General features: G+C 39.4%; 20 protein-coding genes and 1 tRNA gene. 11 read left to right on the top strand and 10 right to left on the bottom strand.

What is annotated here, in order from left to right; all coding sequences use genetic code 11:
• The first annotated feature begins 7 nt into the window (after nt 1–7).
• The 8 genes from ACHFIY_RS15965 to ACHFIY_RS15930 all read left to right on the top strand — a co-directional run bounded on the left by ACHFIY_RS15965 (nt 8) and on the right by ACHFIY_RS15930 (nt 8,377).
• A complete protein-coding gene (locus tag ACHFIY_RS15965; protein WP_410847115.1) occupies nt 8–1,249 on the top strand; it encodes a sulfate adenylyltransferase subunit 1 in 1,242 nt (413 codons plus the stop codon).
• A gap of 67 nt (nt 1,250–1,316) precedes the next feature.
• Nucleotides 1,317–1,562: a hypothetical protein gene (locus ACHFIY_RS15960; protein ID WP_410847114.1), complete on the top strand. Its 246-nt coding sequence runs from the start codon at nt 1,317–1,319 to the stop codon at nt 1,560–1,562.
• Complete coding sequence (locus ACHFIY_RS15955; RefSeq protein WP_410847113.1) at nt 1,559–1,969, top strand: type II toxin-antitoxin system VapC family toxin; 411 nt, start codon at nt 1,559–1,561, stop codon at nt 1,967–1,969. Before ACHFIY_RS15960 ends, ACHFIY_RS15955 begins: the two co-directional genes overlap by 4 nt.
• Before the next feature lie 34 nt (nt 1,970–2,003).
• Nucleotides 2,004–2,837: a serine acetyltransferase domain-containing protein gene (locus ACHFIY_RS15950; protein WP_410847112.1), complete on the top strand. Its 834-nt coding sequence runs from the start codon at nt 2,004–2,006 to the stop codon at nt 2,835–2,837.
• Between the two features lie 187 nt (nt 2,838–3,024).
• Entirely contained in the window at nt 3,025–3,936 is a 912-nt protein-coding gene (gene cysK, locus ACHFIY_RS15945) for a cysteine synthase A (RefSeq protein WP_410847111.1), read from the top strand.
• Between the two features lie 91 nt (nt 3,937–4,027).
• Nucleotides 4,028–4,831, top strand: coding sequence for a uroporphyrinogen-III C-methyltransferase (gene cobA, locus ACHFIY_RS15940; RefSeq protein ID WP_410847110.1), 804 nt, complete (start codon nt 4,028–4,030; stop codon nt 4,829–4,831).
• Between the two features lie 23 nt (nt 4,832–4,854).
• Nucleotides 4,855–6,588: a diflavin oxidoreductase gene (locus ACHFIY_RS15935; protein ID WP_410847109.1), complete on the top strand. Its 1,734-nt coding sequence runs from the start codon at nt 4,855–4,857 to the stop codon at nt 6,586–6,588.
• 124 nt (nt 6,589–6,712) lie between these two features.
• Complete coding sequence (locus ACHFIY_RS15930) at nt 6,713–8,377, top strand: NADPH-dependent assimilatory sulfite reductase hemoprotein subunit (protein ID WP_410847108.1); 1,665 nt, start codon at nt 6,713–6,715, stop codon at nt 8,375–8,377.
• A 123-nt stretch (nt 8,378–8,500) separates the two neighbouring features.
• Here the strand turns inward: ACHFIY_RS15930 and ACHFIY_RS15925 are convergent, their stop codons facing one another.
• The 3 genes from ACHFIY_RS15925 to ACHFIY_RS15915 form a co-directional block, all read right to left on the bottom strand.
• Nucleotides 8,501–11,158, bottom strand: coding sequence for a TonB-dependent receptor (locus ACHFIY_RS15925; RefSeq protein ID WP_410847107.1), 2,658 nt, complete (start codon nt 11,156–11,158; stop codon nt 8,501–8,503).
• A gap of 172 nt (nt 11,159–11,330) precedes the next feature.
• Nucleotides 11,331–11,936, bottom strand: coding sequence for a DUF445 domain-containing protein (locus ACHFIY_RS15920; protein ID WP_410847106.1), 606 nt, complete (start codon nt 11,934–11,936; stop codon nt 11,331–11,333).
• Between the two features lie 110 nt (nt 11,937–12,046).
• Nucleotides 12,047–12,120: transfer RNA gene (locus ACHFIY_RS15915), tRNA-His, on the bottom strand.
• A gap of 392 nt (nt 12,121–12,512) precedes the next feature.
• On the opposite strand from ACHFIY_RS15915, the gene ACHFIY_RS15910 reads away from it, so the two are divergent.
• Entirely contained in the window at nt 12,513–14,639 is a 2,127-nt protein-coding gene (locus tag ACHFIY_RS15910; protein ID WP_410847105.1) for a carboxy terminal-processing peptidase, read from the top strand.
• A 170-nt stretch (nt 14,640–14,809) separates the two neighbouring features.
• Here the strand turns inward: ACHFIY_RS15910 and yiaA are convergent, their stop codons facing one another.
• The 5 genes from yiaA to ACHFIY_RS15885 all read right to left on the bottom strand — a co-directional run bounded on the left by yiaA (nt 14,810) and on the right by ACHFIY_RS15885 (nt 20,164).
• Complete coding sequence (gene yiaA, locus ACHFIY_RS15905) at nt 14,810–15,211, bottom strand: inner membrane protein YiaA (RefSeq protein ID WP_410847104.1); 402 nt, start codon at nt 15,209–15,211, stop codon at nt 14,810–14,812.
• A 19-nt stretch (nt 15,212–15,230) separates the two neighbouring features.
• Entirely contained in the window at nt 15,231–15,902 is a 672-nt protein-coding gene (locus tag ACHFIY_RS15900; protein ID WP_410847103.1) for a TIGR02117 family protein, read from the bottom strand.
• A 253-nt stretch (nt 15,903–16,155) separates the two neighbouring features.
• The gene (locus ACHFIY_RS15895) at nt 16,156–18,663 is read right to left on the bottom strand and encodes a DUF4114 domain-containing protein (protein WP_410847102.1); all 2,508 of its coding nucleotides are present in this window, start codon (nt 18,661–18,663) and stop codon (nt 16,156–16,158) included.
• 1,122 nt (nt 18,664–19,785) lie between these two features.
• Nucleotides 19,786–19,932, bottom strand: coding sequence for a hypothetical protein (locus ACHFIY_RS15890; RefSeq protein WP_410847101.1), 147 nt, complete (start codon nt 19,930–19,932; stop codon nt 19,786–19,788).
• Nucleotides 19,933–20,038: 106 nt separating this feature from the next.
• Nucleotides 20,039–20,164, bottom strand: coding sequence for a hypothetical protein (locus ACHFIY_RS15885; RefSeq protein ID WP_410847100.1), 126 nt, complete (start codon nt 20,162–20,164; stop codon nt 20,039–20,041).
• Nucleotides 20,165–20,438: 274 nt separating this feature from the next.
• On the opposite strand from ACHFIY_RS15885, the gene ACHFIY_RS15880 reads away from it, so the two are divergent.
• The gene (locus ACHFIY_RS15880) at nt 20,439–21,809 is read left to right on the top strand and encodes an exonuclease domain-containing protein (RefSeq protein WP_410847099.1); all 1,371 of its coding nucleotides are present in this window, start codon (nt 20,439–20,441) and stop codon (nt 21,807–21,809) included.
• Nucleotides 21,810–21,957: 148 nt separating this feature from the next.
• Here the strand turns inward: ACHFIY_RS15880 and ACHFIY_RS15875 are convergent, their stop codons facing one another.
• The gene (locus ACHFIY_RS15875) at nt 21,958–22,320 is read right to left on the bottom strand and encodes a hypothetical protein (protein WP_410847098.1); all 363 of its coding nucleotides are present in this window, start codon (nt 22,318–22,320) and stop codon (nt 21,958–21,960) included.
• A complete protein-coding gene (locus ACHFIY_RS15870; RefSeq protein ID WP_410847097.1) occupies nt 22,317–22,886 on the bottom strand; it encodes an RNA polymerase sigma factor in 570 nt (189 codons plus the stop codon). Before ACHFIY_RS15870 ends, ACHFIY_RS15875 begins: the two co-directional genes overlap by 4 nt.
• Before the next feature lie 405 nt (nt 22,887–23,291).
• On the opposite strand from ACHFIY_RS15870, the gene ACHFIY_RS15865 reads away from it, so the two are divergent.
• Complete coding sequence (locus ACHFIY_RS15865) at nt 23,292–24,284, top strand: S1C family serine protease (protein ID WP_410847096.1); 993 nt, start codon at nt 23,292–23,294, stop codon at nt 24,282–24,284.
• Nucleotides 24,285–24,529: the final 245 nt, after the last annotated feature.

Raw genomic sequence — 24,529 nt, 5'->3', positions numbered from 1 at the left:
TGGGTTTATGGATATATTAAGATTTATAACGGCAGGCAGTGTAGATGATGGTAAAAGTACCCTTATCGGGCGTTTGCTGTACGATAGCAAGAGCATTATGATAGATCATTTGGAGGCTTTGGAAAAGCAAACCAAAAACCGTGAGGATGGGGAAATTGATTTGGCATTGCTAACAGATGGTTTAAGGGCCGAAAGGGAGCAAGGCATCACGATTGATGTGGCCTACAAATACTTTTCTACACCTAAACGCAAGTTTATAATTGCAGATGCGCCGGGGCATATACAATATACTAGGAACATGGTTACCGGGGCTTCTAATTCTGAGTTGATTATCATATTAGTTGATGCAAGGCTTGGCGTGATAGAACAAACAAGGCGACATTCTATTATAGCTTCATTGCTTAATATACCGCATGTGGTTGTGGCAGTGAATAAAATGGACTTGGTAGGCTACTCGCAGGATGTGTACAACAATATCTTGATTGATTACGAAATATTGGCGAAGCAATTAGGCATAAAAGATATTACTTATATACCAATTTCTGCTTTAAATGGGGACAATATTGTTGACCCTTCACAGCTTTTACCATGGTACAAAGGGGATACTTTATTACATTTCCTTGAGAATGTATCCATAGAAAATGATATTGATTTAATCAATGGCCGTTTCCCAGTTCAATATGTAATACGCCCCCAAACGGAAGAATTGCATGATTACAGGGGGTACGCAGGAAAAGTTATCAGTGGTATTTATAAAATAGGGGATGCCATCACGGTGTTGCCATCAGGTGTAAAAAGCAAAATAAGCCTGATAGAATTAGGTGGCAAGGAAGTGCAAGAGGCTTTTGCACCACAAAGCGTAATCCTGCATCTGGAGGATGATGTAGATGTAAGCCGTGGGGATGTGCTGGTAAAAGACGATAATTTGCCACAGGTAGAGCAACAACTGGAAGTGTTGCTTTGCTGGATGGACAGCAAACCATTGCTGCCCGGCAATAAATACCTTTTTCAAATAAACAGCACAAGGGTAAGGGCTATTGTAAAGTCAATCGACTATAAGCTGGATGTAAATACATTGGAAAAGGATTATTCGCCAGTAAACGCTGGGCTAAACGATATTATAAGGGCAACTATTAAAACAGCACAGCCCATCCCGTATGACAGCTACCAAAAGTTGCGGGTAAATGGCGGGGCTATATTGATAGATGAAACCAGCAATGTAACAGTAGGTGCATGTATGATACAATAGTAATTAGGAATTGTGAATTAGGAATAATACGGTGGGCTAAAAAATCACTTTTAATAAAATATTAAAAATGGCTTCATTAAACCAACAAATAAGCATCGCGGATTATTATTTTGGATTTTTAAAAAATCTTAATACAAATAGTAAACTTGACCTTATTTCAAAACTTTCTCAATCTCTTAAAGAAAGCGATAAGGTTGAGGAAACTTCGTTGGATTCTCTATTTGGGGCTTATAAATCTGATGAAACAGCCGAAGAAATTATTGAAGGGCTAAGGGCATCAAGAGTGTTCAACAGAAATATTGAACCGCTTTGAAAAAATATTTACTTGACACGAATATCTGTATCTTCTTTATAAAAGGGCAGTATGATTTAAAAAATAAAGTAAACAAGGTAGGCTCGCAAAATTGCTTTATTTCAGAAATAACTGTTGCTGAATTAAAATATGGAATAGAAAACAGTAAGACTGTTGATGAAATGAGGGTAATAGTAGAAGCTTTTATCCCCAAATTTGCCATCATTCCAATTTATAATTGTTTAGATATCTATGCTAAAGAAAAAGCCAAATTGAGAAAGCATGGGCAATTGATTGATGATTTTGACATATTGATTGGTGCTACCGCTGTTGCGAATAAAATGATTATGGTAACTAATAATGTGTCGCACTTAAATAGGATTGAAAATATTGAACTTGAAGATTGGACTCAAGGTTCAAAAAAATAGCCAACTGTCGTAATCGTATTTAAAAAATGAACAAATGAAAGAAGGCGATTTTATACAGGAATTATTCCAGCGGAACAGGAAATGCTTGAGCCATTTCCCTGACAAGGAACTGGTGGAAAATTTCATGGACGAACTGTTTAGTTTCCTGTTTGCTTCTTATCAGGAAAAATACAAAACGGAAATGGCATTGGCTGGGCATTATGCCAACCTGAAAAATACATTTGCAGCCATCCTTTTCGAGTTATTAAAGAATGAAGTTTTAGTCAAAGAAAATGCAGACATTTTCTTTAAGGAGTTGCCAGAAATTTACCAACAATTATTGCAAGATGCGCAAGCCACGTTGGATTTTGACCCTGCGGCAAAATCGCTGGAGGAAGTGTTGATAGCTTACCCTGGGTTTTATGCTACATCAGTTTATCGTATAGCCCACCAGTTGCACCTGCAGGAAATCCAAACCCTGCCACGCTTATTGTCGGAATATGCACATAGCAAAACAGGGATTGACATACACCCGGGGGCAACTATTGGGCAATCATTTACCATTGACCATGGAACGGGTATTGTGGTAGGTGAAACAGCAAATATTGGCAACAATGTGAAATTGTACCAAGGGGTAACTTTGGGTGCATTGAATGTTGATAAATCCATGGCATCTAACAAGCGGCACCCAACGATAGAAGACAATGTGGTTATTTACAGTGGGGCTACCATATTAGGTGGAAAAACCATTATTGGCCATGACAGCATCATTGGCGGCAATGTGTGGCTTACTAGTAGCGTTGAGTCTTTTTCAATTGTTTATCACAAAAGCGAAGTGCGGGTAAGGGAGAAATTTGATTTTTCCGAAGTACTGAACTTTGTTATTTAGGTTGGCCACCAAGGCACGAAAACACTAAGCGGCACAAAGAAAAAAATTTATAAGTATTGGGTAATATTAAGCAGGTTCTCTTTCTTTTCTTTTTAGTTCTTCCCTTTTTACCACTTTGGGTCTTCGAGTTTTTGTGGCAAAAAATACTTGAGTACTATCAATCATTAAAAGCATATAATAACCATTTATGAAAGCAAATAACATTTTAGAAACGATTGGCAACACGCCGCATGTATTGATCAATAACTTGTTTGGCAATAAACACAACATATACATCAAGCTGGAAAAAACTAATCCTGGTGCTAGCATCAAAGATCGTATTGCCTTGGCAATGATTGAAGATGCGGAAGCAAAAGGGCTGTTGACAAAAGACAGTGTAATAATAGAACCTACTTCTGGCAATACTGGTATTGGTTTGGCAATGGTAGCCGCTGTGAAAGGCTATAAGATTATTTTGGTAATGCCGGAAAGCATGAGCATTGAACGCCGTAGGCTGATGGCATTATATGGTGCTGATTTTGTATTGACTCCCCGTGAAAAAGGGATGAAGGGGGCAATAGAAAAAGCAACTGAATTAACGGCTTCTACCCCAAATGCATGGATGCCACAACAATTTGACAATCCTGCCAATACAGATATCCATCGTAAAACAACTGCACAGGAAATACTAGCTGATTTTCCAGATGGGATAGATTATATAATAACTGGCGTAGGTACAGGTGGGCATATTACAGGCGTGGCAGAAGTGCTAAAAGCCAAATTTCCTAATTTAAAAGTATTTGCAATAGAACCTGAGTTGTCGCCCGTTTTAAGTGGGGGTGCACCTGGCCCTCACCCATTGCAAGGCATAGGGGCAGGTTTTGTTCCTTCTATATTGAATACTAAAATATTGGATGGCATTATTAAAGTAAGCAAAGACGATGCCTTTACTTATGCCCAGCGTATTGCGAAGGAAGAAGGCATACTGGTGGGCGTTTCTACGGGTGCATCCTTGGCTGCCGTTGCAAAGAAATTGTTAGAAATACCAGAAGGGGCTACAGTGCTTACGTTTAATTATGATACGGGAGAGCGTTATTTGTCTATAGAAGGGTTATTTTAAGTATTAGAGTGAGCCACTCTCCAAGAGTGGCTCACTCTAAATTTCAGTGGAATAAATTGTATTCCCTAAAAAAGGAATAGTACAATAACAAATGGATGAGAAAAATACAGTTGCAGTAGGAAAGGTAATCTTAGCAGGCGCAGGCCCAGGTGACGCAGAGTTGATTACCCTTAAACTGCAAAAAAGGCTGGCTATTGCAGATGTTATTATTTGTGATAGGCTGGTAAACCCTGAGATAATTGCCTTATTTGCAAAAAAGGATGTGGTAGTAATTGGTGCTGGCAAACAAGGATACAACGAAGCTTCTAAAACGCAGGATGAAATCAATCAATTGATTGTTGACAATGCTTTAAAGGGGTTGACTGTTTTGCGATTGAAAGGTGGCGATGTAGCTTTTTTTAGCAACGTACTGGATGAATTGTATAGTTTGAAATCAAACGGGATACCATTTGAGATTATACCCGGTATTACTGCTGCTGCTGGCGCGTCTGCTTATACTGGTATACCACTTACTGCAAGGGGTTTTTCGCAAGGGGTACAGTGGGTAACATTCAACCCAAGTGCAGTTCACCCGCCTGAAAAATGGAAGTACTTGGTTGAAAGCAATGACACGCTGGTATTTTACATGGCATCGAAAAATGTAATATTCCTGTCAGGGTTATTGTTACAATATGCCGCTCATAAGGACTTGCCATTGGCAATAGTGGAACAAGCCACCACCCCTTATCAAAAAATCAATATTACCAGTTTAAAAAACTGTGCGGTTGATTTCAAGGATAGGGAATTTAGCTCACCAAGCCTAGTGATTGTTGGCGAAGTAATCAACCTTCACCACCAGTTCAAATGGTTTGAGGGCGAAGAAAGCGGGAGCATTTTTAAAGAGTTGGCAAAATAAATACACACACATACAAAATAGGAATGTTGGAAGAAGCAAGATTGAAACAGTTGAAAGAACTGGTACACGCCTTTTCAAAGGAGGAATTGATTTGGATAAATGGTTATACTACCGGCTACCTTGCAAAAGATGGCGCTGGAACAGCACCTGTGCCTGTACTGCATAAAGAACAACAATTGGCTTCGCCAAAAGCTACTGTGCAAAAAATAACCATTGTTTATGGTACTGAAACAGGCAATTCTAAGCGGTTGGCTACTGAATTTGCCGCCAAGGCAAAGAAAAATGGAATATTGGTGAAAATTGTGGGCATGGATCAATACCGCCTTACAGATTTACCCAAGGAAGAATATTTCCTTGCGCTTACCAGCACCCATGGTGATGGGGAGCCACCTGCTGCTGCAAAGAAATTTTATGAGTATATCCACCAAACCACAGTTGCATTGTCTTCCTTGAAATTTAGCGTGCTTGCTTTGGGCGACACATCTTACCCACTGTTTTGCCAAACTGGCGAGGACATGGACAAGCAGTTTGAAAAGCTAGGCGGGCAGCGGATTGCCCCCTTGCAAAAATGCGACTTAGAATATGAGGAGGATGCCAATAAATGGTTTGCTTCGGTACTGCATGCTTTGAACACAACCACGCACAAGGAGCAGATAAACCAAGTAATTGCCGTAACCACAGAGATTAAAAAGTCAACTGGCAAGAAGACATATATTGGTAATATTATTACCAACATCAACTTGAATGCGAGGGGCAGCAACAAGGAAACCCACCACATAGAAATAGTTGCTGATGATTTGGAATACCTGCCCGGCGACTCCATAGGCATCGTGCCAGAAAACCCACAATGGGTGGTAGAAGGTATTATTGCGCTTACGGGTATCCAAGGCAATAAGGAAATTACCTTCAAAAAAGACACAGGCACGGTGTATGATTTATTGACCAAGAAAATAAATATCCATTACCTGCTGGAAAATACTATTAAAAAATATGCAGCCATTATACAACAGGATATACCTATTGTACGGATGGACTTATTGGATTTATTAAAAATTTACCCAACCAAAGATGCTGCCCAGTTTGAGGAAGTGCTGGGTATCTTAAACCCAATACCCCCAAGGCTTTATACTGTTTCTTCTTCCCCTAACGCGCATTCTGGGGAAGTACATGTAACGGTTGTAAAGGACATTTTCCATGTAGATGAAACAGAAAAAAATGGTCTTTGCTCCAATTATTTGTCCTTGTTTAGCGAAGGGGCTTCATTGCCATTCTTTGTTCAGCCTAACAAAAGGTTTAAACTGCCGGAAGCACACAAGGATATAATAATGATTGGACCTGGAACGGGGATAGCCCCATTCCGCTCGTTTGTAGCAGAAAGGGATGCGACAGGGGCAACTGGCCGTAACTGGCTATTTTTTGGCGAGCAGCATTTCACTACAGATTTCTTATACCAAACAGAGTGGCAAAACTGGTATAGCACGGGTGTATTGACAAAAGTTAGCTTGGCATTTAGCCGGGACCAAGAAGGAAAATTGTATGTGCAGCACAAGATGCTACAACAAGCAAGGGAACTGTTTGAATGGATAAAAGGAGGCGCATACGTTTACATCTGCGGCAATAAAGAAAGAATGAGCGTGGATGTAGAAAAAGCATTCTTGGAAATTATTGCAGCCGAAGGCAATTTATCGGAAGCAGATGCAGTGAAATACTTGCATAACTTAGAAGAAGAAGGCAGGTACGAGAAGGATGTTTATTAAAACCCCCATCCCCAAAAGGGGGGCATTTACGCACGATGTCCCCAAGGGTTGCCAACCTTTTGAAGGTTGGCAACCCTAAGCAAGAAAACCTCATAATAGTAGGTAAAAAGAAAAACAATTACAAATGAGCGAGAAACAACAACTGTCAGCAGTAGAACATATAAAAGTGAAAAGCCACGGTTTGCGTGGTACATTGCAACAAAGCCTTATCGATGAAATTACAGGTGCCGTGCGGGAAGACGACCATGCCTTGATAAAATTCCACGGCATGTACGAGCAGGACGACCGTGACCTACGGGAAGAAAGGGCTATAAAGAAATTGGACAAGCTCTATTCCTTCATGGTGCGTATGCGTATACCCGGTGGTTTAATTACCCCTGAGCAATGGGTAGCTACGCACCATATTGCTGGTCAATATTCTACGGGAGTAATCAAAATTACCACTAGGCAAACGATACAATTACATGGTATTTTAAAAGGCCAAATAAAACCTACTTTGCAAAGTTTCAGTAAAGCAGCATTAGATTCCATTGCTGCCTGCGGTGATGTAAACAGGAACGTGGCTTGCGCTTCCCACCCGCACCAATCGCCCATACATGCGGAGATACATGCTTACGCAGATAAAATAAGCACCCTTTTGTTGCCGAAAACAAGGGCTTTTTACGAAATTTGGCTGGATGAAGAAAAGGTAGAAGAAGTAAGCGAGATAGACCCTTTGTATAAGGATACCTACCTTCCCCGTAAATTTAAAATTGGCATAGCCATACCACCTAACAATGAAGTGGATGTGCTGACAAACGATTTGGGCTTGATTGCTATTGTAAAAGACAATGAATTAAAGGGCTTTAACATTGCAGTTGGCGGTGGTTTGTCTGCCACGCATGGCAATGCTAACACCTACCCAAGGTTGGCTACCGTGATTGGGTTTACCGACACGGAAGAAAAAACCTTGAAAGCGGTGTATGAAGTATTGACCATACAAAGGGATTTTGGCAACCGCTCCGACAGGAAGCTGGCTCGGTTAAAATATACCCTTGATAAATTGGGGGTAGAGAACTTCAAGAAAGAATTGGAAAACCGTTGTGGTTTTGAACTGGCTGCCCCTAAAAAAGCAGTATTCACCGCAAGGAAGGATGAATATGGATGGGTAAAAGATTACCGTGGGCTTTGGCATTATACCCTGTTCATTGAAAATGGAAGGGTTACTGACGAAGATGGTTATTTATTAAAAACTGCCTTGTTGGCCGTGGCAGAACAAGGCAAAGCCAATTTTAGGTTTACCAGTAACCAAAACCTTATACTAAGCGATATTAAAAAAGAGGACAAAGCAGCCGTTGAAGATATTTTAGCTGAATACAAAATATTGGAGAAGCAAGCTGCCTTTTCTGCTTTGCGGATAAACTCTATCGCTTGTGTAGCATTGCCTACTTGCCCATTAGCCTTGGCAGAATCACAACGTTACCTACCATCTTTAATAACTAAGATTGAACCCATTTTAGCAAAATACCAGTTGCAGGACGATGATATCGTTATCCGTATGACAGGCTGCCCCAATGGTTGTGGCCGCCCTTATGCCGCAGAAATTGGTTTGGTAGGTACTGCTGCGGGCCATTATAATCTCCATATCGGTGGCGATAGGGAAGGCACACGCCTGAATACCAAATACAAAGAACATTTGGACGAGGCTGCTATTTTAAAAGAACTAGATAGCCTTTTTGCTGTGTACAAAACAGACAAAAAAAAGAAAGAAACTTTTGGTGATTTTGTGATGCGCAAGGAATTAGTATAGGAATGAATCAAAATAGGGTAGAAGGGCAAAATCTGGAAAGGATTTTGCCCTTTTTTATGTTCAATATGGTAAGTCAAAACTAGTTTAGCCCGATTTTTTAAAATACATATACGCCCCTTTAACCTAATTGCCTGTACCCATGTCCATTCCACCGCCTTGATCGGCTTTTGTGTTTTTACGTTTAAATAAATTCACATCGAACTTGCCAAAACGGTAACTGAAATTCAACCTTGCTACTTGTAAATCACGGTATCTTTCTGTGTCTTGTGTAAAGTAAACAGCATCGGTATGCGTTTTGGTTTTTGAGCGGAAAATATCATTCATGCCCAATGTAAGCGATCCGCTTCTGCCCTTTGTCCATGTCCAATCTTTTCTTAAGGCTACATCCACATCAAAATAGCGTGGCAAATTATAGCCTTGTGCCGATGTTTGCGGCCCACCACCAAACATGCCACCGCCACGACCACCACCGCCTTGGTTGCCGCCACTGCCTTGTGGCAACAAGGTTTTAGAACGGCTTTCTCCAGACAATTGTAGGCTGACCCCTTTAGCTATTTTGAATGTATTGTTTATTTTAGCAAACCAGCTAAGTATGCTATTACTAACAGTTTGCCCTGGTATAGTTGCATTAATTTTTGAATCATAAAAATTTACGTTCAACAATATATCCCACCATTTGGCTACTGGCATCTTGTCGGTAAGTTCTAGCCCATAAGTATAACTATTATTTGCATTGATGTAACTGGTGTAGTACAAACTATCGCTAGTAGCACCAGCTTGGATATTCCGGTTGATGTCTTTGTAAACATAACGAGTAATTAAATCGGTAGAATACTTAAAATATGCAGTAGCCAAAAAATTGGAATTGCGTGTGTAGTTGTTGCTGTAAGACCATTCCAGCGAATTGGTAAATTCAGGTTTTAACTCGGGGTTGCCCACAGACGGGTTCTGGGGATCCGTAAAGTCGTAGGCAGGCAACAATTGGAAGAAGTTTGGCCTATTGATACGGCGAGAATAATTCAACTGCAAGTCTTGCTTGTCGTCTATTTTATAAGTAATGAACGCACTTGGGAAAAGGCTAAGCGGGTAAGACACTTTAACTGGGGTAGAGTCGGCACCAGAAAGGGTATATAGCTTGCCATTGTAATTTGAACTTTCTGCCCTGAAGCCCAACTGGAAGGCTATTTTTTTCATTCTGAAACTATAAGTAGCATAAGCAGCATAAACTTGGTCGTCAAATTTATAGCGGCTGCTAGACAAAGGGTTTGCATGGGCAAGGTCAGGCTGGTTGAACTGAAAATTATTTGTCTTATAATTACGGATGGCTGCCCTTGCACCTGCTTCTATTTTACTATCGTCTGTCAACTGGTTTTCATAATCGGCTTGAAGAGTAAAGAAATGGTTATAGCCATCAGCATTGCTCAATTGTTGGTACTGTGGGTACTTAGGTGTGCCGCCCTGCAAAAAAGTATTGGAATTGATAGAAGTGAAATTGCTATTGGTACTGGAATTATAATTAGCATCTGCGCTAAATGTATGCCCATCTTTTGCAAAAAGGTGCTTGTAGCTCAACTGCCCCCCAAAGTTCTCGAAATGGAAATCTGTACCTGTATTACGGCTAGTGCTGGAAATAAATGCGGTAGGTTGTGTGCTGTCTATCGCTTGACTAGACACATTGTTAAACTTGCCTTGGGCGTAATTTCCAGCTATGCTAATGGTGTTCCTATTATCAACAAAATAATCAAGCCCGGCACGATAAAATTGGAAATGCCCATTATTAGTTCCGTCTGTGTTAGAATACACATCTGTATTGGGTTGGCCAAAATAGGTAGTACTGGAAATACTTTTAGAAATCGACTTGCGTTGGTTGTAATTAACACTGCCAGTAAAGTTCACTTTGTTTTGTCGGTAGTTAATATCGCCGCCGCCATTCACTTTGCCCCTGCTGTCAACCCCAGCCCTAAGATTGCCATTGTAGCCATTCTTCCTGTTCTTTTTAATTACAATATTAAGGATGCCCGCATTCCCTCCACTAGCATCGTATTTTGCCGAAGGGTTGGTTATAATTTCTACTTTGTCTATAATATCTGCTGGTATTTGGTCAAGGGTTAAGGTAGTAGGCCGCCCATCTATAAACAAAGTGGGCGTAGCATTCCTAAGTGTTACGTTGCCATCAATATCCACGCTAACCGATGGTATGCTTTTCATGATCTCGGTGGCAGTCTGCCCGGTACTACTTAGGTTTTTATCTACATTAAATACTTTCTTGTCTATCCCTAATTCCAATAAAGGTTTTGTAGTAGTAGTAACGGTTACGCCAGCCAATTCTGCGGCATCCACTTCTAGCTTTAGGTTGCCTAAGTCTTTGTCTGCCATAGCAGCAATTTTTTGCATGTCTGGCGTTGTGCCGGGGGCAGGCATTGCAATACCAAAACTTATAGGCATTTCTAATTTTTTATAGCCAACAGACGATGCTTTTAGTGTAAACCGCCCCATTAAGGAAAGGCCATCCAAGTTAAAATCGCCATTAGGTTCTGTAACCACCGTTTTCAGTATTGCCAGTTTCAATTGCTTAGTAACGGTATCGAACTTATTGCCAGTTAATTGAATAGTTACCCCAGCAATTCCCTTATTTTTTGAGTCAACAATTTTGCCATAAAAATGCCCCATACTCAGATTGCTTCGCCCAGCCCCACCTGCCCTGCCAGCACCATTTGGATACTGGGCAATAGCCCCTAGGCAAAGTGTAACGAGAAATAGTATCACATAAAATTTCCGCATATAAAGTAACGTTTATTATATATTTTATTTATTCAAAATTGTGATGTCATAAAAAAGGCAATCTGTTACAAGTAGATGAACGGTAATTACAAACGGGTAGATGGGCAGAACTGCCAATATTAGGCGATAGAAACCAGTGAGCGTTTAATTTGTTTGCTTTAAGTAAGCATTTTTACTTTACTAGGGCTAATAAAAAAAATTCAAAAAGCCCCATTACAAAACCTAATACACCAGCAATCAACTGTGCCTTTTGCAATTGCCTGCCAACGCTATGTTTAAAAATAGCTTCAAATTTCTCCACTGGGTAATCAGCTATTTTTTGGGTTATTATTGCTTCCAAGTCCAAGTCCGCTTCTAGGTTTACCATATAATTTTTCATCAATGCCGGGAAAAGCGTTTTCATCTCTTCTGTAAAAACGGCTTTTAGGTCAGCAATGGTTTTATCGCCAATAAACATACTGATTACGGGCATTTTTTCTGCTAACGTTACCCTTATAAACTTGTCAACATGCTCTTCTACAAAGGGCATCATTTTTTCAATGCTATCAGGGTTTACCATTTTGCTTTCCAATTCCTGCAAGGAAAAAAGTTCTTTGCTGGCCAATTGGCCTAGCTTTAAAGCTAGTTGTGGCTGGTTGTTAGGAAAAATACCATGCAGCTTAATCCCCATTATTTTACTAGGCATTTGAGGGCGGAACAACATTTTTATAGCTATCCAAATTGTAAACCATCCTATAAATGCAGCGAATAAAGGTATCAACAGCAACGTACAATTCATGGAAATAGTGTTATACTAAAGAAATTGGTTTGTGAAAATCATTTACTCAGCGGTATAAAAAAGGAAAACCTTGGCTTTTTAACAGCCAAGGTTTGATAAAAGTTGTAATGGGAGAATGATGGGTCTCGAACCCACGACCTACAGCGCCACAAGCTGTCGCTCTAACCTACTGAGCTACACCCTCCATCCTATTTCGGGGAGCAAAAATAGGGAATTTTTCTATTTGAAAGGCAATAGGAATTAGAAAAATTTGGAAGAAGTAGATTTTTATTCATTTTTATGAGAGTTAATTTGCCACGAAGACACAAAGAGGCACAAAGTTTTAAAGGAAGAAGGACAAAGAAAAAAGAAGAAGATTTATAGTATCAAGACCTATAACCTTATTTTTCCTAGTGCTTTTTTCATATTCCCTTTGTGTTGCTTTGAGCTTTTGTGCCTTTGTGGCGAAATAATACCTAAGTACTTATACTGCCCGTATCAAAAACCTTTGTTAATCACTTTTGAAACTATTTCCCTGCAAACACTATTTGGCTTACATTTGATAATTGAATTCGTATGCGAAAAATATTGAACTTTATGATGCTTAAAAAAGGATGGGTATTATGTACCATAGTAGCGTTTGCAGCTGGCTTTTTTGCTTTTAGAAAAATAAACCACAATCCAGTACCAGCAACACAGCAACAAAAACTATTAACCGCAGTTGGGCAACTGCTGGAAGATGAACATTATAGCCCTAAGCCACTAGACGATGCCTTCTCCAAGCAAATATTTAAGAAGTACCTAGACGAGCTGGATGGCGATAAAACGTTGTTTATACTAAGCGATATTAATTCATTAAAAAAATATGAAACCACTATCGATGAAGAAATAAAAGGCACTTCCGACATTCAATTCACGCCTGCCGTTAATGCAATCTACAATAAAAGGGTGCCTGAAGTAGTTGCATTGTACAAGGATATATTGGCTAAGCCATTCGACTTTACAGTAGATGAAACATTGCAGCCAGATGCTGAAAAACAAAATTATGCAGCAACCGAGGCAGAACGCAAGGAAAGGTGGAGGAAACGGTTGAAATACCTAACACTAGAACGCTATATCGACCTAATTGAACAAAGGGAGAAAAGCAAAGTCGATAGCATTAAAAACCAAACGGATGTTCAACTAGAAGCCGAGGCACGTGCTAAAGTATTGAAAGGTACAGACAGGATGTATGAGCGCATCAGGGTAAAACTGACCGAGGACGAGCGTTTCAATATGTTTGTAAACGTGATTACCAACCTCATGGACCCACATACAGATTATTTTGCCCCTGTGGAAAAAAGGCAGTTTGACGAAATGATGAGCGGCCGTTTTTATGGTATTGGCGCACAATTGCAAGAGCAGGATGGCACAATTAAAATTATTAGCTTGATACCCGGTGGCCCTGCTTGGAAAAGCGGAGAGCTTATGGTAAACGACATTATTGTAAAAGTAGGCCAAGGTGGCAAGGAAGAAATGGTGGACATCACTGGCTTTGATGTGTCGGATGCAGTAAAATTAATTCGTGGCAATAAAGGGACAGAAGTAAAACTATCGGTTAAAAAAAGCGATGGTACCAGCAAAACAATTGCCCTGCAAAGGGACGAAATAGTACAGGATGAAACATTTGCCCGTAGCGTGGTGGTAAAAAATGGTGATAAAAAAATTGGTTTTATTTCTTTGCCAGATTTCTATGCCGACTTTGAACGCCCCGATGGTGCAAGGTGCAGCCAAGATGTTGCAAAGGAAATTATGAAACTAAAAGACGAAAAAGTTGACGGCATTGTAATGGATTTACGTTTTAATGGTGGCGGTTCTTTGTACGAAGTAATACAAATGGTGGGTTTGTTTATTAAAAATGGCCCAGTAGTGCAGGTAAAAGACAGGGAAGGCAAAATAGTGGTGATGGATGATAAAGATGCTTCTGTTTTATATGATGGCCCACTAGCAGTAATGGTAAACGAAACCAGTGCCAGTGCCAGCGAAATATTTGCTGCGGCCATACAAGACTATAAACGAGGGGTAATTATTGGCAGCACTTCCACTTATGGAAAAGGCACTGTTCAACGCAATGTGCCATTGGGCAAACCATTGGACTTTTTCTCAGGCCGTACTGAATTGGGTGCTGTAAAACTTACGTTCCAGAAATTCTACAGGGTTAATGGTGGCTCCACGCAATTAAAAGGCGTACAGTCTGACATTGTACTGCCAGACCCTTACGATTATGTAAAAATCCGTGAAAAAGACAACCCTAGTGCTTTGCCTTGGGACGAAATAAAAAAAGCAAATGCAGATTTGTTTACTGGTTATGCCGACATTATTAAACAAGAAAATGCTAAAATTAAAACCAATACAGCATTGGCTTTGATTAAGGAAAATACAGATTGGCTGGCCAAAAACGTAGATGCCCCAGTAAACCTGAAATTGGATAAATACAAAGAACAGCAAAAAAAACTTCGTACGACCGTTAATCAAAATACCAGCTTGGCAAAACTAGCCACCGAAATGCAAATGGATGTGCTAAAACCAGATTACGATAAGTTTTACAACAACCTCGACAAGCAAAAAGGTGAACGGTACAAGGCTTGGCTGAAAGCTTTAAAAACCGATTTATACATAGATGAAGCTGTAAAAATTGTAACAGACTTGGGTACACAGCAAAATCCACTAGTGAAGGCGAATTAAGAATTAGGAATTAAGAATTTATATAGTATTTATGTGAAAAATAAGAAAAAGGTTGCAATTTTGCAACCTTTTTCTTATTTCAGTAACAATTAATACTCAGATATATAAAAACTTTGTGCCTCTTTGTGCCTTTGGGTCTTTGTGGCAAATTGTACTAGTTTATTCAATATTCAGCTTTTATCTTTTTCGGCTGCCTGTGTATCGCGTGTGTTTTTTTGCACGGTGATTGCACCAAACAAGCCTAGCAGGAATGCAAAAGCATAAAACCCTTTTTCACTAGGCAACATCGTGGCATTCCACAATCCTATTACCAACAATAAAATGGCCAATAATGTTGAAAACCAGCAGATACCATAATAAATATCCGTTACAGGCAACCCCTCTAGCCTGTCCCTTACACTTTTTTGCAAGGAAACCACGGCAAAAAGGCCAAACATCAACACAGTGAAATAATAGCCTTTTTCATTTAACACCATATCTGATCTCCATAAGCCAACGAAATAACCTATCATACCAATTCCCAAGGCTACCCAGGATGCTGCAATAAATGCACTTGACGGTTTTTGATACATATTTTTTTAGTTTTACAGTTTATTTATATTGAGAAAAAATGCCTTTATCGGCAGGTGTCCAAATACAAGCTTTTTGCCCTGATGCTTTTAGCCCATTATTTGCCCATGTATTACAAGTATGGAAAAGGCTATAACTGCCTTTTGCTTCATAAAAAGCATCCCTGTCATTGTAATTTGCATTGGTAAAAATAAACATTACATGCCCTGATGAATCTTTCCGAAAGCTATTATCGATATAGTTTATCAGTCGTTGATACTGGGGTTTTCCAATCATTATTTTTTTGCAAGAACTATCTTCCTTTATTGTTTTGTAAAAAGTAGCATGTATTGCGGTAGTGCTTAACCCAAAAGCTGCCCTGCAAGCAACACTACATTTCAAATCTGCCCATGTAGGTGTTTCTAAGTAAAAACCCTTATCGCCCCACCCCATAGCCAAATATTGCATGGTAGTATCTTTTGAAGTAGTATTTGAAAACTTAATTTTTTTGCTCCAATCAAATTGATCATTTTTTACTGGAACCACTAAGTCTGTATGTACGCCGTTTGTTTTTATATAAATAGCAACTTCAGCTGATTGTGCTTCTTTAGCGACACCAATATGAGATAACGAGTAAGCAAATGCTAGATAAATCAATATAAATGCAACAAAACCTAACAAGGTATAACCAGTATATTTTAGAACCTTTCTCAATTTGTAGATAATTAGCAGTTAGCAGTAACCAGCCAGCACTGAACGAAAATAATGATTATCATATAAATTTATGCAGGTGTAAAAAAAATAACAACTCTTTAGTATTTTATAACTTCTACTAGTAATAAAGTAAAAAATCAGTACGCTAATAGATAAATCAGTCATATCCCGATAATTAAAAAAGCCCGCAACCATCAGTTTTAGCTGATATTGCAGGCTTCCCCTTTTCAAACCCTCTACCTCTAATTATTACTTATTTACTAATCATCACCCTGCTATTCGTATATTTTTCATCTTCTTTTACCACACACAATATATATACCCCATTGGTAGCTATTTTATTGGCAATATCCACGGCTATGGTATTCAATCCCTTTACAGCTTGGTATTTTGTTGTGTAAACTAACCGCCCTGAAGAAAGCTCGCTGATGCGTATTGCAAAAGCAGTTTCGCTGTTGCTTTGGAAAGCAAATTTAAAATTGCCCCTGCTAGGGTTAGGGTAAACCTGCACATTTTTAGATACTTCAGTATTAATAACTGTATCCTTCGCAACAACTTCTACACCTGCTTTTGCAAATCCTATATTTGATAAAGAACTATTAACATCGGTAACGTTCCTTGTAGGTATCTCTATTGAAAAAACAACGGTTGTTACATCTGTCAAGTCCATGCCAGATTCTGACAAAGCACTTTTAAAATCAGAAAGGCTTACACTATAATCTTTCTTTTCGGATGCCAAAGGTAGCACGATAGTATATTGGTCACTCCAATTGGCAATTGAGTTTTTCAATAGCGTGATGCGCAGGTTGTTGCCGCCATTTGCCGTAAATTTTATTTTTTCAAAACCAGTCAAGTCTGCTGTTGCACCGCCACCTTTTAGCAATTTATATACTGAAACATAATCAGATGTAGAGCCTGCTATATGTATGTCCCTGTAAACTGGGTAATCAGTAGTATAGTTGCTTGCAGAATCGTTACTAACAGTAAACTGCTTGATGCTGGTCTTTGCTTCGTTGTAGTCTATTGCCCAATTGCCATCGCTCATATACAGCAAGTCTTGCACATTGCCATTGATTACCATCCTTATGTCATGCTCGTAAGCATCGTTCACGGCTATGTTTACAGTACTTGTGTCATTTGCAGCAATGGTAAATGGAAACCTTTTTGTTATAATGCCAGACTGTTCATTTTTCCTTTCATCCATTTCAAAATAACCAGTTGTGCTTGCAGATGCGTTTTTTACGTTAAACTGCAACACACCTAATTCCCTTTTGGCAGCGGCAACGTAAGTATTAGGCAATTTGGCTTGTACATCATACGCTTTTATAGGTGCTATTGCTTTGAGTTTTTTCAATACTTCCAGCATCAAGTCTGTAACCAAATAGGGCGATGCAGCCCAAAGCTGGTAGTTGTACATTACCTCATCGTTTACATAATCTTTTGTCAACCAGTTTGACTGGAAAGAAAAAGTATCCCTTCCTGCTTTTGTACCAATGCTAAAACTAGTTGAATATTCAATATTGCCAGCAGGCCTCTTCAAGGCATAGCGTACAAAAGTTAGGTTTTGCAAGGTAAAATTTTCTATGCTCAATATTTGTGAGCCACGCAGTCTGTCGCAAACAGGCTTTGTATGGGCATAAACACTGCCTTTGGTTTTGGTAGCAAAAGCCACAGCCTTGCAGGTAGTGCCTTGCGTAAAATCGATAGAACTTACTTCCATCGCATTTGTAAACCCAGTAATATCTGTTGGAGATGTTAAATAAGCAGTGTAGCCAGCATCGTACACTTTAGCGGGCATAATATCCAGCATTTGCAAGTTGCTAATGCTTGCGGGGCTAGTAGTGCCAAATGTAGCATAGTTGGTATTGCCATATTTTTGAGTTACGCTATAATCAATAGGTGTGTTGCCGCCTTTTTTATATTTGTTCAGCATCCTTTTGCCAATAATATCGCCAAGGCTTTTGCTTTCCAAGCCACCTGTATTGCCAGAATAAACATATTGCCCATTATCTATCATATTGGGGATGCTATCGTTATTCGCAACGGAAGCCCTTGCGTTGATGGTAGCATAAAAAAGCAAGTCGTTAAAGTCATTGTCGCACTGTGCATTATCCCTGCGTACATCTTCAAAGCCCATAACTAGCCTGCCAGAAGCTGCATCGTTGAACATGATCGTATGTTTTTTCAAGGAATCGGCTGTTTCAGGGTTAAAGGCAGCATTTGCATACAATATGCCTTTACTATTTATAACGGTGCTGCCGTTCCAGCCATCCACCACCAGTACAAATGCAATGCTTGTATTTGCTGGAAATTTGCCAAGGTACACCTTATCGCCCGGGTTCAAATCGCCGCCAAAACCAGATTTTGAAGCATTTGGAAAAATCATTTTTATGCTGCTGTCGGCAGGTGCTTTTGCAAGTGGGGCATTGGTGTTGTAGGTGTAATAGCCCAGTGCATTGCGGTAGCTTGCGCCTTCATCTACAAAAGTTACCCATACATCTGCTGCTGCGGAAAGGTTGATAGCTTCAGGCCTGCCACTAGCCAAGAGCCGTGGGTTGTAAACAGGCAACGGCCTGTATTCTGGCAGGTTAACGGCAATTTTGTCCCTGAAGCCAGCAGAGAAAGTATCGCTAGGTGTTACCAAGTAGGTAGGCTTGCCAGCCCAGTTATAAGCACCCATATAAGAAAACTGTGCATTTACAAAAATATTGGCCAGCGTAAACAAAACAAACAAAAAGCTACGAGTTGAATTCTTGTACATGGTGTAGTGATTTACTTTTTTCACCATACAAAGCTGCCTTTTATTATGCCCATAAAAAACCCCTCGAATGAGGGGGTGGGTATTTTGGGGCAAAGAGAAAGATTATGTACACTGGCGCAAGTGGCCAGCTAAAGCTTAACACTTGCGCCAGTGTACAAATAAGTCAGTTTATAACTGGGGGCACAAATAAAAAAACTACAACTGCACGATTGGCAATCTCCCTTCGGCTTTGCCATTATAATATTGAGAGGCACTACCTGAGGAGGGCGAAATAACAAACGAGGGAATAAGAAGAACTAAGCGAAGATTTGGAATGGCTTATTTTCTACTTTTAAGTGATTTATTTTTTTGCTATTTCTCCTTTTTTCCTATAACTCATTGATATTCAGTTGTTTGTATTTTTTAAGCCTCATTTTTTATTATAATTTGAGTGAATTTTATGATAATTAGTTAATAATGGAATGATAGTTTTACTATAGTAAATTGATAATTTATTGATAAGAAACTGATAAGATTTTGATGGTGAATTATCATTTTGCTAAGCCAACTAGCATTCGATGCGGGAAGCAAGGCCAAGATGCCCCTAGTTCCCCCTTTAATGTAAAATTGGCATTAAAAGGTATATAGTCCAAAATAAAAATCCTATATGGGGGAAATATTCCCCCATAAGTATCCAAAATTTCCCCCATATAGGATACTTTTTAAATCTAGATTTTGCAGTTGAAATCTATTGAAAACAATAAAAAACGAAATTTTGAAATGCACCCGTTTTTTACCTTATCAGTATGTCCAATTGCTTGGCTTGAGCAATGGAAGGCTTTGCATCAAGTTGTACTTTCTCCGCCTTAGCAAGCAATTTATCAGCTTGTGCAAGCTGACTATTTATTAAACTATTTATTAATTCTAATTCATTGATTTTTAACAAGTTAATAGTATATTCATTATTATTTTGTTGAAGTAAATTAGTGTTGTGTTGCCTTGCATCTACAAAAGTCCTGATACCAGTCCCGCTTCACCTTCTTTTATTTGCTGTGCAAGGTTTAGTTTTTTAGTGTTGATATTAGACAATTCTAAATCGGACAATAGGGCCATGCCCTCCATTTTAGAATGAAGGTTCTTCAACTAATCGCTTGTTTCCTTTGATTTTTTATAAATGAGCTTGGAAATATTGGAATAAATATCCGTGCCAGTCAATTTTTCCAGCAAGGAAGACTTGGCATCTTTATCTGCTTTTAAAAAAGCTGTAAAATCGCCTTGGGCTAGTAACACAGAACGGGTAAACTGTTCAAAATTGAATCCACTTATCGTTCTATTTCATCCTTTATCTCGCTCCTTGTGCTACCAAAATTGATATTGGTTGATAGGTTTAGCAAAGTCATGGAATAGAATAGTTCAGCAAGCTGCCTTCTCCTTTGTTCCTTGCCCGCCTTACACCCCATGAAGCATTGTATGGGATGCCATCTAGCCCAACAAAAGAAACTTCTGCAAACAGTAGGTACATAATAATAAAAAAAAAGCCACTCCAAAATGTGGAGCAGCTTTTTGTTAATGCTTTGGGCAATCCAGCACAAGCAGCTATTATTGCTTCTTGAAATGCCAGTACGATGCAATGGCAATAGCCACATATACCATGATAATGTAAAATACATTTTTTACTGCCCTGTCCACTTTCGAGGTGTTTTGTTTAGCCATATATCCTTATTTTTCAGATGGTTGAGAACTATTTTTTTTATCTTCCTAATAATTATGGATATTGTCACCTTTATAAACGGTTTTTGAGCATAAAAATTGTATCAAGTACCAAAAAAAGAAGGGATAATTTAAAAAAAGTGTTTGCAATAGTAGATATAGAGACAACAGGAGGCCACGCAGGAGCCAATAATATTACCGAGATAGCTATTGTTCTGCACAACGGTCAAGAGATTGAAGGGAAATATACTACCCTCATAAACCCTTGTATGCCTATCCAGAAATATGTGCAGGGGCTTACTGGCATTACCGATGCCATGGTAGCCCAAGCCCCTAAGTTTGATGAACTGGCCGAGAATATTTTCAACCTGCTAAAAGACAGGGTGTTTGTGGCACACAATGTGAATTTCGATTATAGCTTTGTAAAACATGAATTGGCACTTGCGGGTTTCGATTTGGACACGCACAAGCTATGCACCATTAGGCTTACAAAAAAAATATTCCCGAACTTGCCCAAATATGGGTTAGGGACGGTTTGCCGGGAATTGAATATAATGGTGAATGACCGCCATCGTGCCTCTGGCGATGCTTTGGCCACAGCAGAATTATTTTCGTTGCTAATAAAGCACGATACCAGCGGCGAACTGGCAGTAATGATAAAAAAAAAGGCCAACCGTTACCTTCCCCCACATGTGGATGTTGAAACGGTAGAAAACCTGCCAATGGTGCCAGGGGTTTATTATTTTCACGACAAGGCAGGGAAAGTGGTATATGTGGGCAAAGCAAAAAACTTAAAAAAAAGGGTGACTTCCCATTTCTCCAACAACAAGCCGAGCAAGCAAAAGCAAGATTTTTTACGTGAAATACATGGCATCAACTACACCGTTTGCGATAGCGAGCTTATAGCTTCTTTGCTTGAAAGTATTGAAATTAAGCGGTTGTGGCCTATTTTCAATAAAAGCCAGAAGCATTATGAACACCAGTATGGCATATTTATGTTTGAGGATGCCCGTGGTTATATGCGACTTGGCATAGACAAAAAAAGGAAACTATTGCAGCCGCTAATTACATTTAGCTTGTTTGCCGATGCGCACAGCACCCTTTGGCAGTGGGCAAGGCAGCACGAGCTGCACCCTGCATTGTGTTTTTTAGATAATAGCGAGAAAGTAGCTAGCAACCTGCCCGATGTGGCAAGCCACAATGCGGCCATAGAAAAAGTATTGGCATCAGCACAGGAAGAAAGAAAAACCTATTTGATAAAAGAGCCTGCACAAAACTACATATTGATAGAAAATGGCAAGTTTTATGGCATGGGTAAAATTGAAGATGAACGCCTGGTAACCAAACCGCATGAATTAAAAACACTGCTCACGCCTTTCCCAGAAAATGAGGTAATAAGAGGCATGTTGCGGAAATACACGGAACGATACCCTGGCAAAGTGGTAATGCTGGGTTAGTTCTTTGCCACGAAGGCACAAAAATCAAGAAGCACAAAGAAAAAGGAGTACAAAGTTTATTGGATATTATAAAGCCACTTTTTCCTTTTTCTTCTTTATTTCCTTCGTGCCACTTTGATTCTTAATTTCTCAAAAAAATAATAAAGTATTACCTACCCGTCCATTGCAACCTCAACACAAAATAACCCAGTACACACAAAACCAAAACTATTCCAATAGCAACAAGCACCCATTGGTTTGAGGGTATGCCTCTTTTTTTCTTCCTTTTTGTTTTGGCGGCTATTGTTTTTTGCAGTTGTTGGTTTAGCGCAGCAATGGATTGGCTTATTTGTTCCTTGCTCTGCATAGCTTGCAGCCCCTCCATGGCATCGGCCATAAAAGGGTCGTCAAGCATGTTTTTTTCAATGTCATGGGCATCGGTTGCAGGCAAATTATGGTTTGCATAATCTATCAACTGCTCGTTGCTCACTTTTGCTGTATGATTGGATAATATGTCTTTTATGCCGCTCATGCTTTTTGCTTCAATTGCTTTTCTACCAAAATTTTTAAATTCCGTTTGCCATTTTGTATGTAACTTTTCACATGTGCTATATCAAACCCTGTGGCTGCGCTTACTTCCTGATAACTTCTCCTTTCTAAATAAAATAAAGTTAAGCAGGTTTTTTGTTCTTCATTCAATTTTGGCAAGCAAATTTCCATGGCTGTAAGCGTTTGCTCATTGTTTTGCAAAGCCTGCAAATCTGTTTCCTCTGCAGGCATTGCCAAATCGCCCTCTTCTACTAGCATTATTTTGTTTTTATGCCTCAGCAAAACTAGGCAGTGATTTTTAGCAATCATGTACAGCCAGCTTTTAAAATAGGCCACTTTGTATTTCCTCACTTCAATAATTGCTTTCAGGAACACTTGCTGCACGGCATCTTGGGCTTCTATTTCATTTTTCAAGTATTTCATGCAAACGCCCAGTAATAACAAGGTATATCGCTGCAGCAATATTCCCATCCATTGGCTATCGCCATCGACATAAAACTTATTCAGCAGCTCCTCGTCGGTTATATGTTGATATTTATCCGTTGGCACAGTGCAAATGCAGGTTTAGGATGGTAAGATGCAGCAATTTTATTTATCCATAAAATTAGTTCTTAAATAAATCATATTTTTCTTCTAAGTACCTAGTAATATATTGGTTATTAAAAAAGGCCGCCCCAATTTTAGGGGCAGCCTTTTTTGTTGTTAAAGGATATCATTTGCTTTGTTCAGACCAATATTGTAACTATTTGCATACTTGTTTTTTTAATGACATAGTACCTGAAAGTTAGAACTAACCCCTATGTTGGTATTTAAAAAATATAAGCGCATCTAAACAAGTGTATGCTTATAGGCAATATCCCCAAACAAAAAAGAATGCACAAGCCAACTCAACAGTAATAACTGCCAAATTTTCATAAATATATCATTGGTTTAAATATTGATTTTGAAAAGCATATGGAAAATATAATTAGCGAGCTAAATTTTATAGCCAATAACGATAGGCAATTGCTGGATGCTTATTCATCTACCGTTATGGGGGTGGCCTCCAATACTTCAAAAGCAGTGGTGCATATCCAAGTGAGCAAAAAGATGCGCAACAAACGGACAGGTAAAATAGTGGAGCAACAAGGTTCTGGATCAGGATTTATCATTTCATCTGACGGGTACATTGTTACCAATAACCACGTGATAGAAAATGGCGGCAACATACAAGCTTCTTTTGATGATGGCACAGAGTTGAGCGCAGACTTGATAGGCAATGACCCTTCCACAGACATTGGTGTGCTGAAAGTGCACCATGGAAACCTCAAGCCATTGCAATTTGCTAATTCTGACATGCTTCTGCCAGGTCAAATTGCAATAGCCATCGGCAATCCCATGGGTTTGCAGCACACGGTTACCGCAGGCGTGGTTAGTGCCACTGGCCGAACGCTTAGGGCAAACAATGGGCGGTTGATAGATGATATTATACAAACAGATACTGCTTTGAACCCCGGAAATAGCGGTGGCCCATTGGTAAACTCAGAAGGGAAAGTGATTGGGGTAAACACGGCTGTCATTACTTCTGCGCAAGGGCTGTGCTTTGCTGTTTCCTCAAACTTGGCCGCTTATGTGGCCGGGCAATTAATCATGCACGGCAAAGTAAAAAGGGCGCAATTGGGCATTGCGGCACAAACCATCAACCTTACCCAGCGGATGATGAATGCCAATCAATTACAAACAAAAACGGGCGTATATGTTTTTGAAATTGTACCCGATGGAGATGTTTACAACACTCAAATAAGACTTGGCGACATCATCGTGGCCTATAAAGACAAGCCAGTTGCCACAATCGACAACCTATATAAATACTTAAACGAGGAATCTATTGGCAAGAAAGCCAGCTTGAGCGTTTTGCGTGGCGGGATAAAACATACGATTACGGTAATACCTGGGGAATTAAAATAAATGGTTCACGAGTATCCCATTTAAGCGCATAACTATTTTTTTGATAGCCATTTTAGCCAAATGGCTCAATAGAGGCGATAGATATTTTATACAAACTTCGGCAATTTGACAATCTTCTTTGCTTGAATAAAGTGCATTAATACTGCCAAATATCTGTAAAATTGAACCGTTTAAATAAATATATTCTAAAATCTACTCTACATATTTAATTTCATGCTTCGATTGTTTGGCTTGTGAACAAAATA

Origin of the sequence: Parasediminibacterium schistidii (assembly GCF_046546515.1) — a bacterium.
Lineage (GTDB): Bacteria > Bacteroidota > Bacteroidia > Chitinophagales > Chitinophagaceae > Parasediminibacterium.
This window is presented reverse-complemented; position numbering and strand designations above follow the sequence as displayed.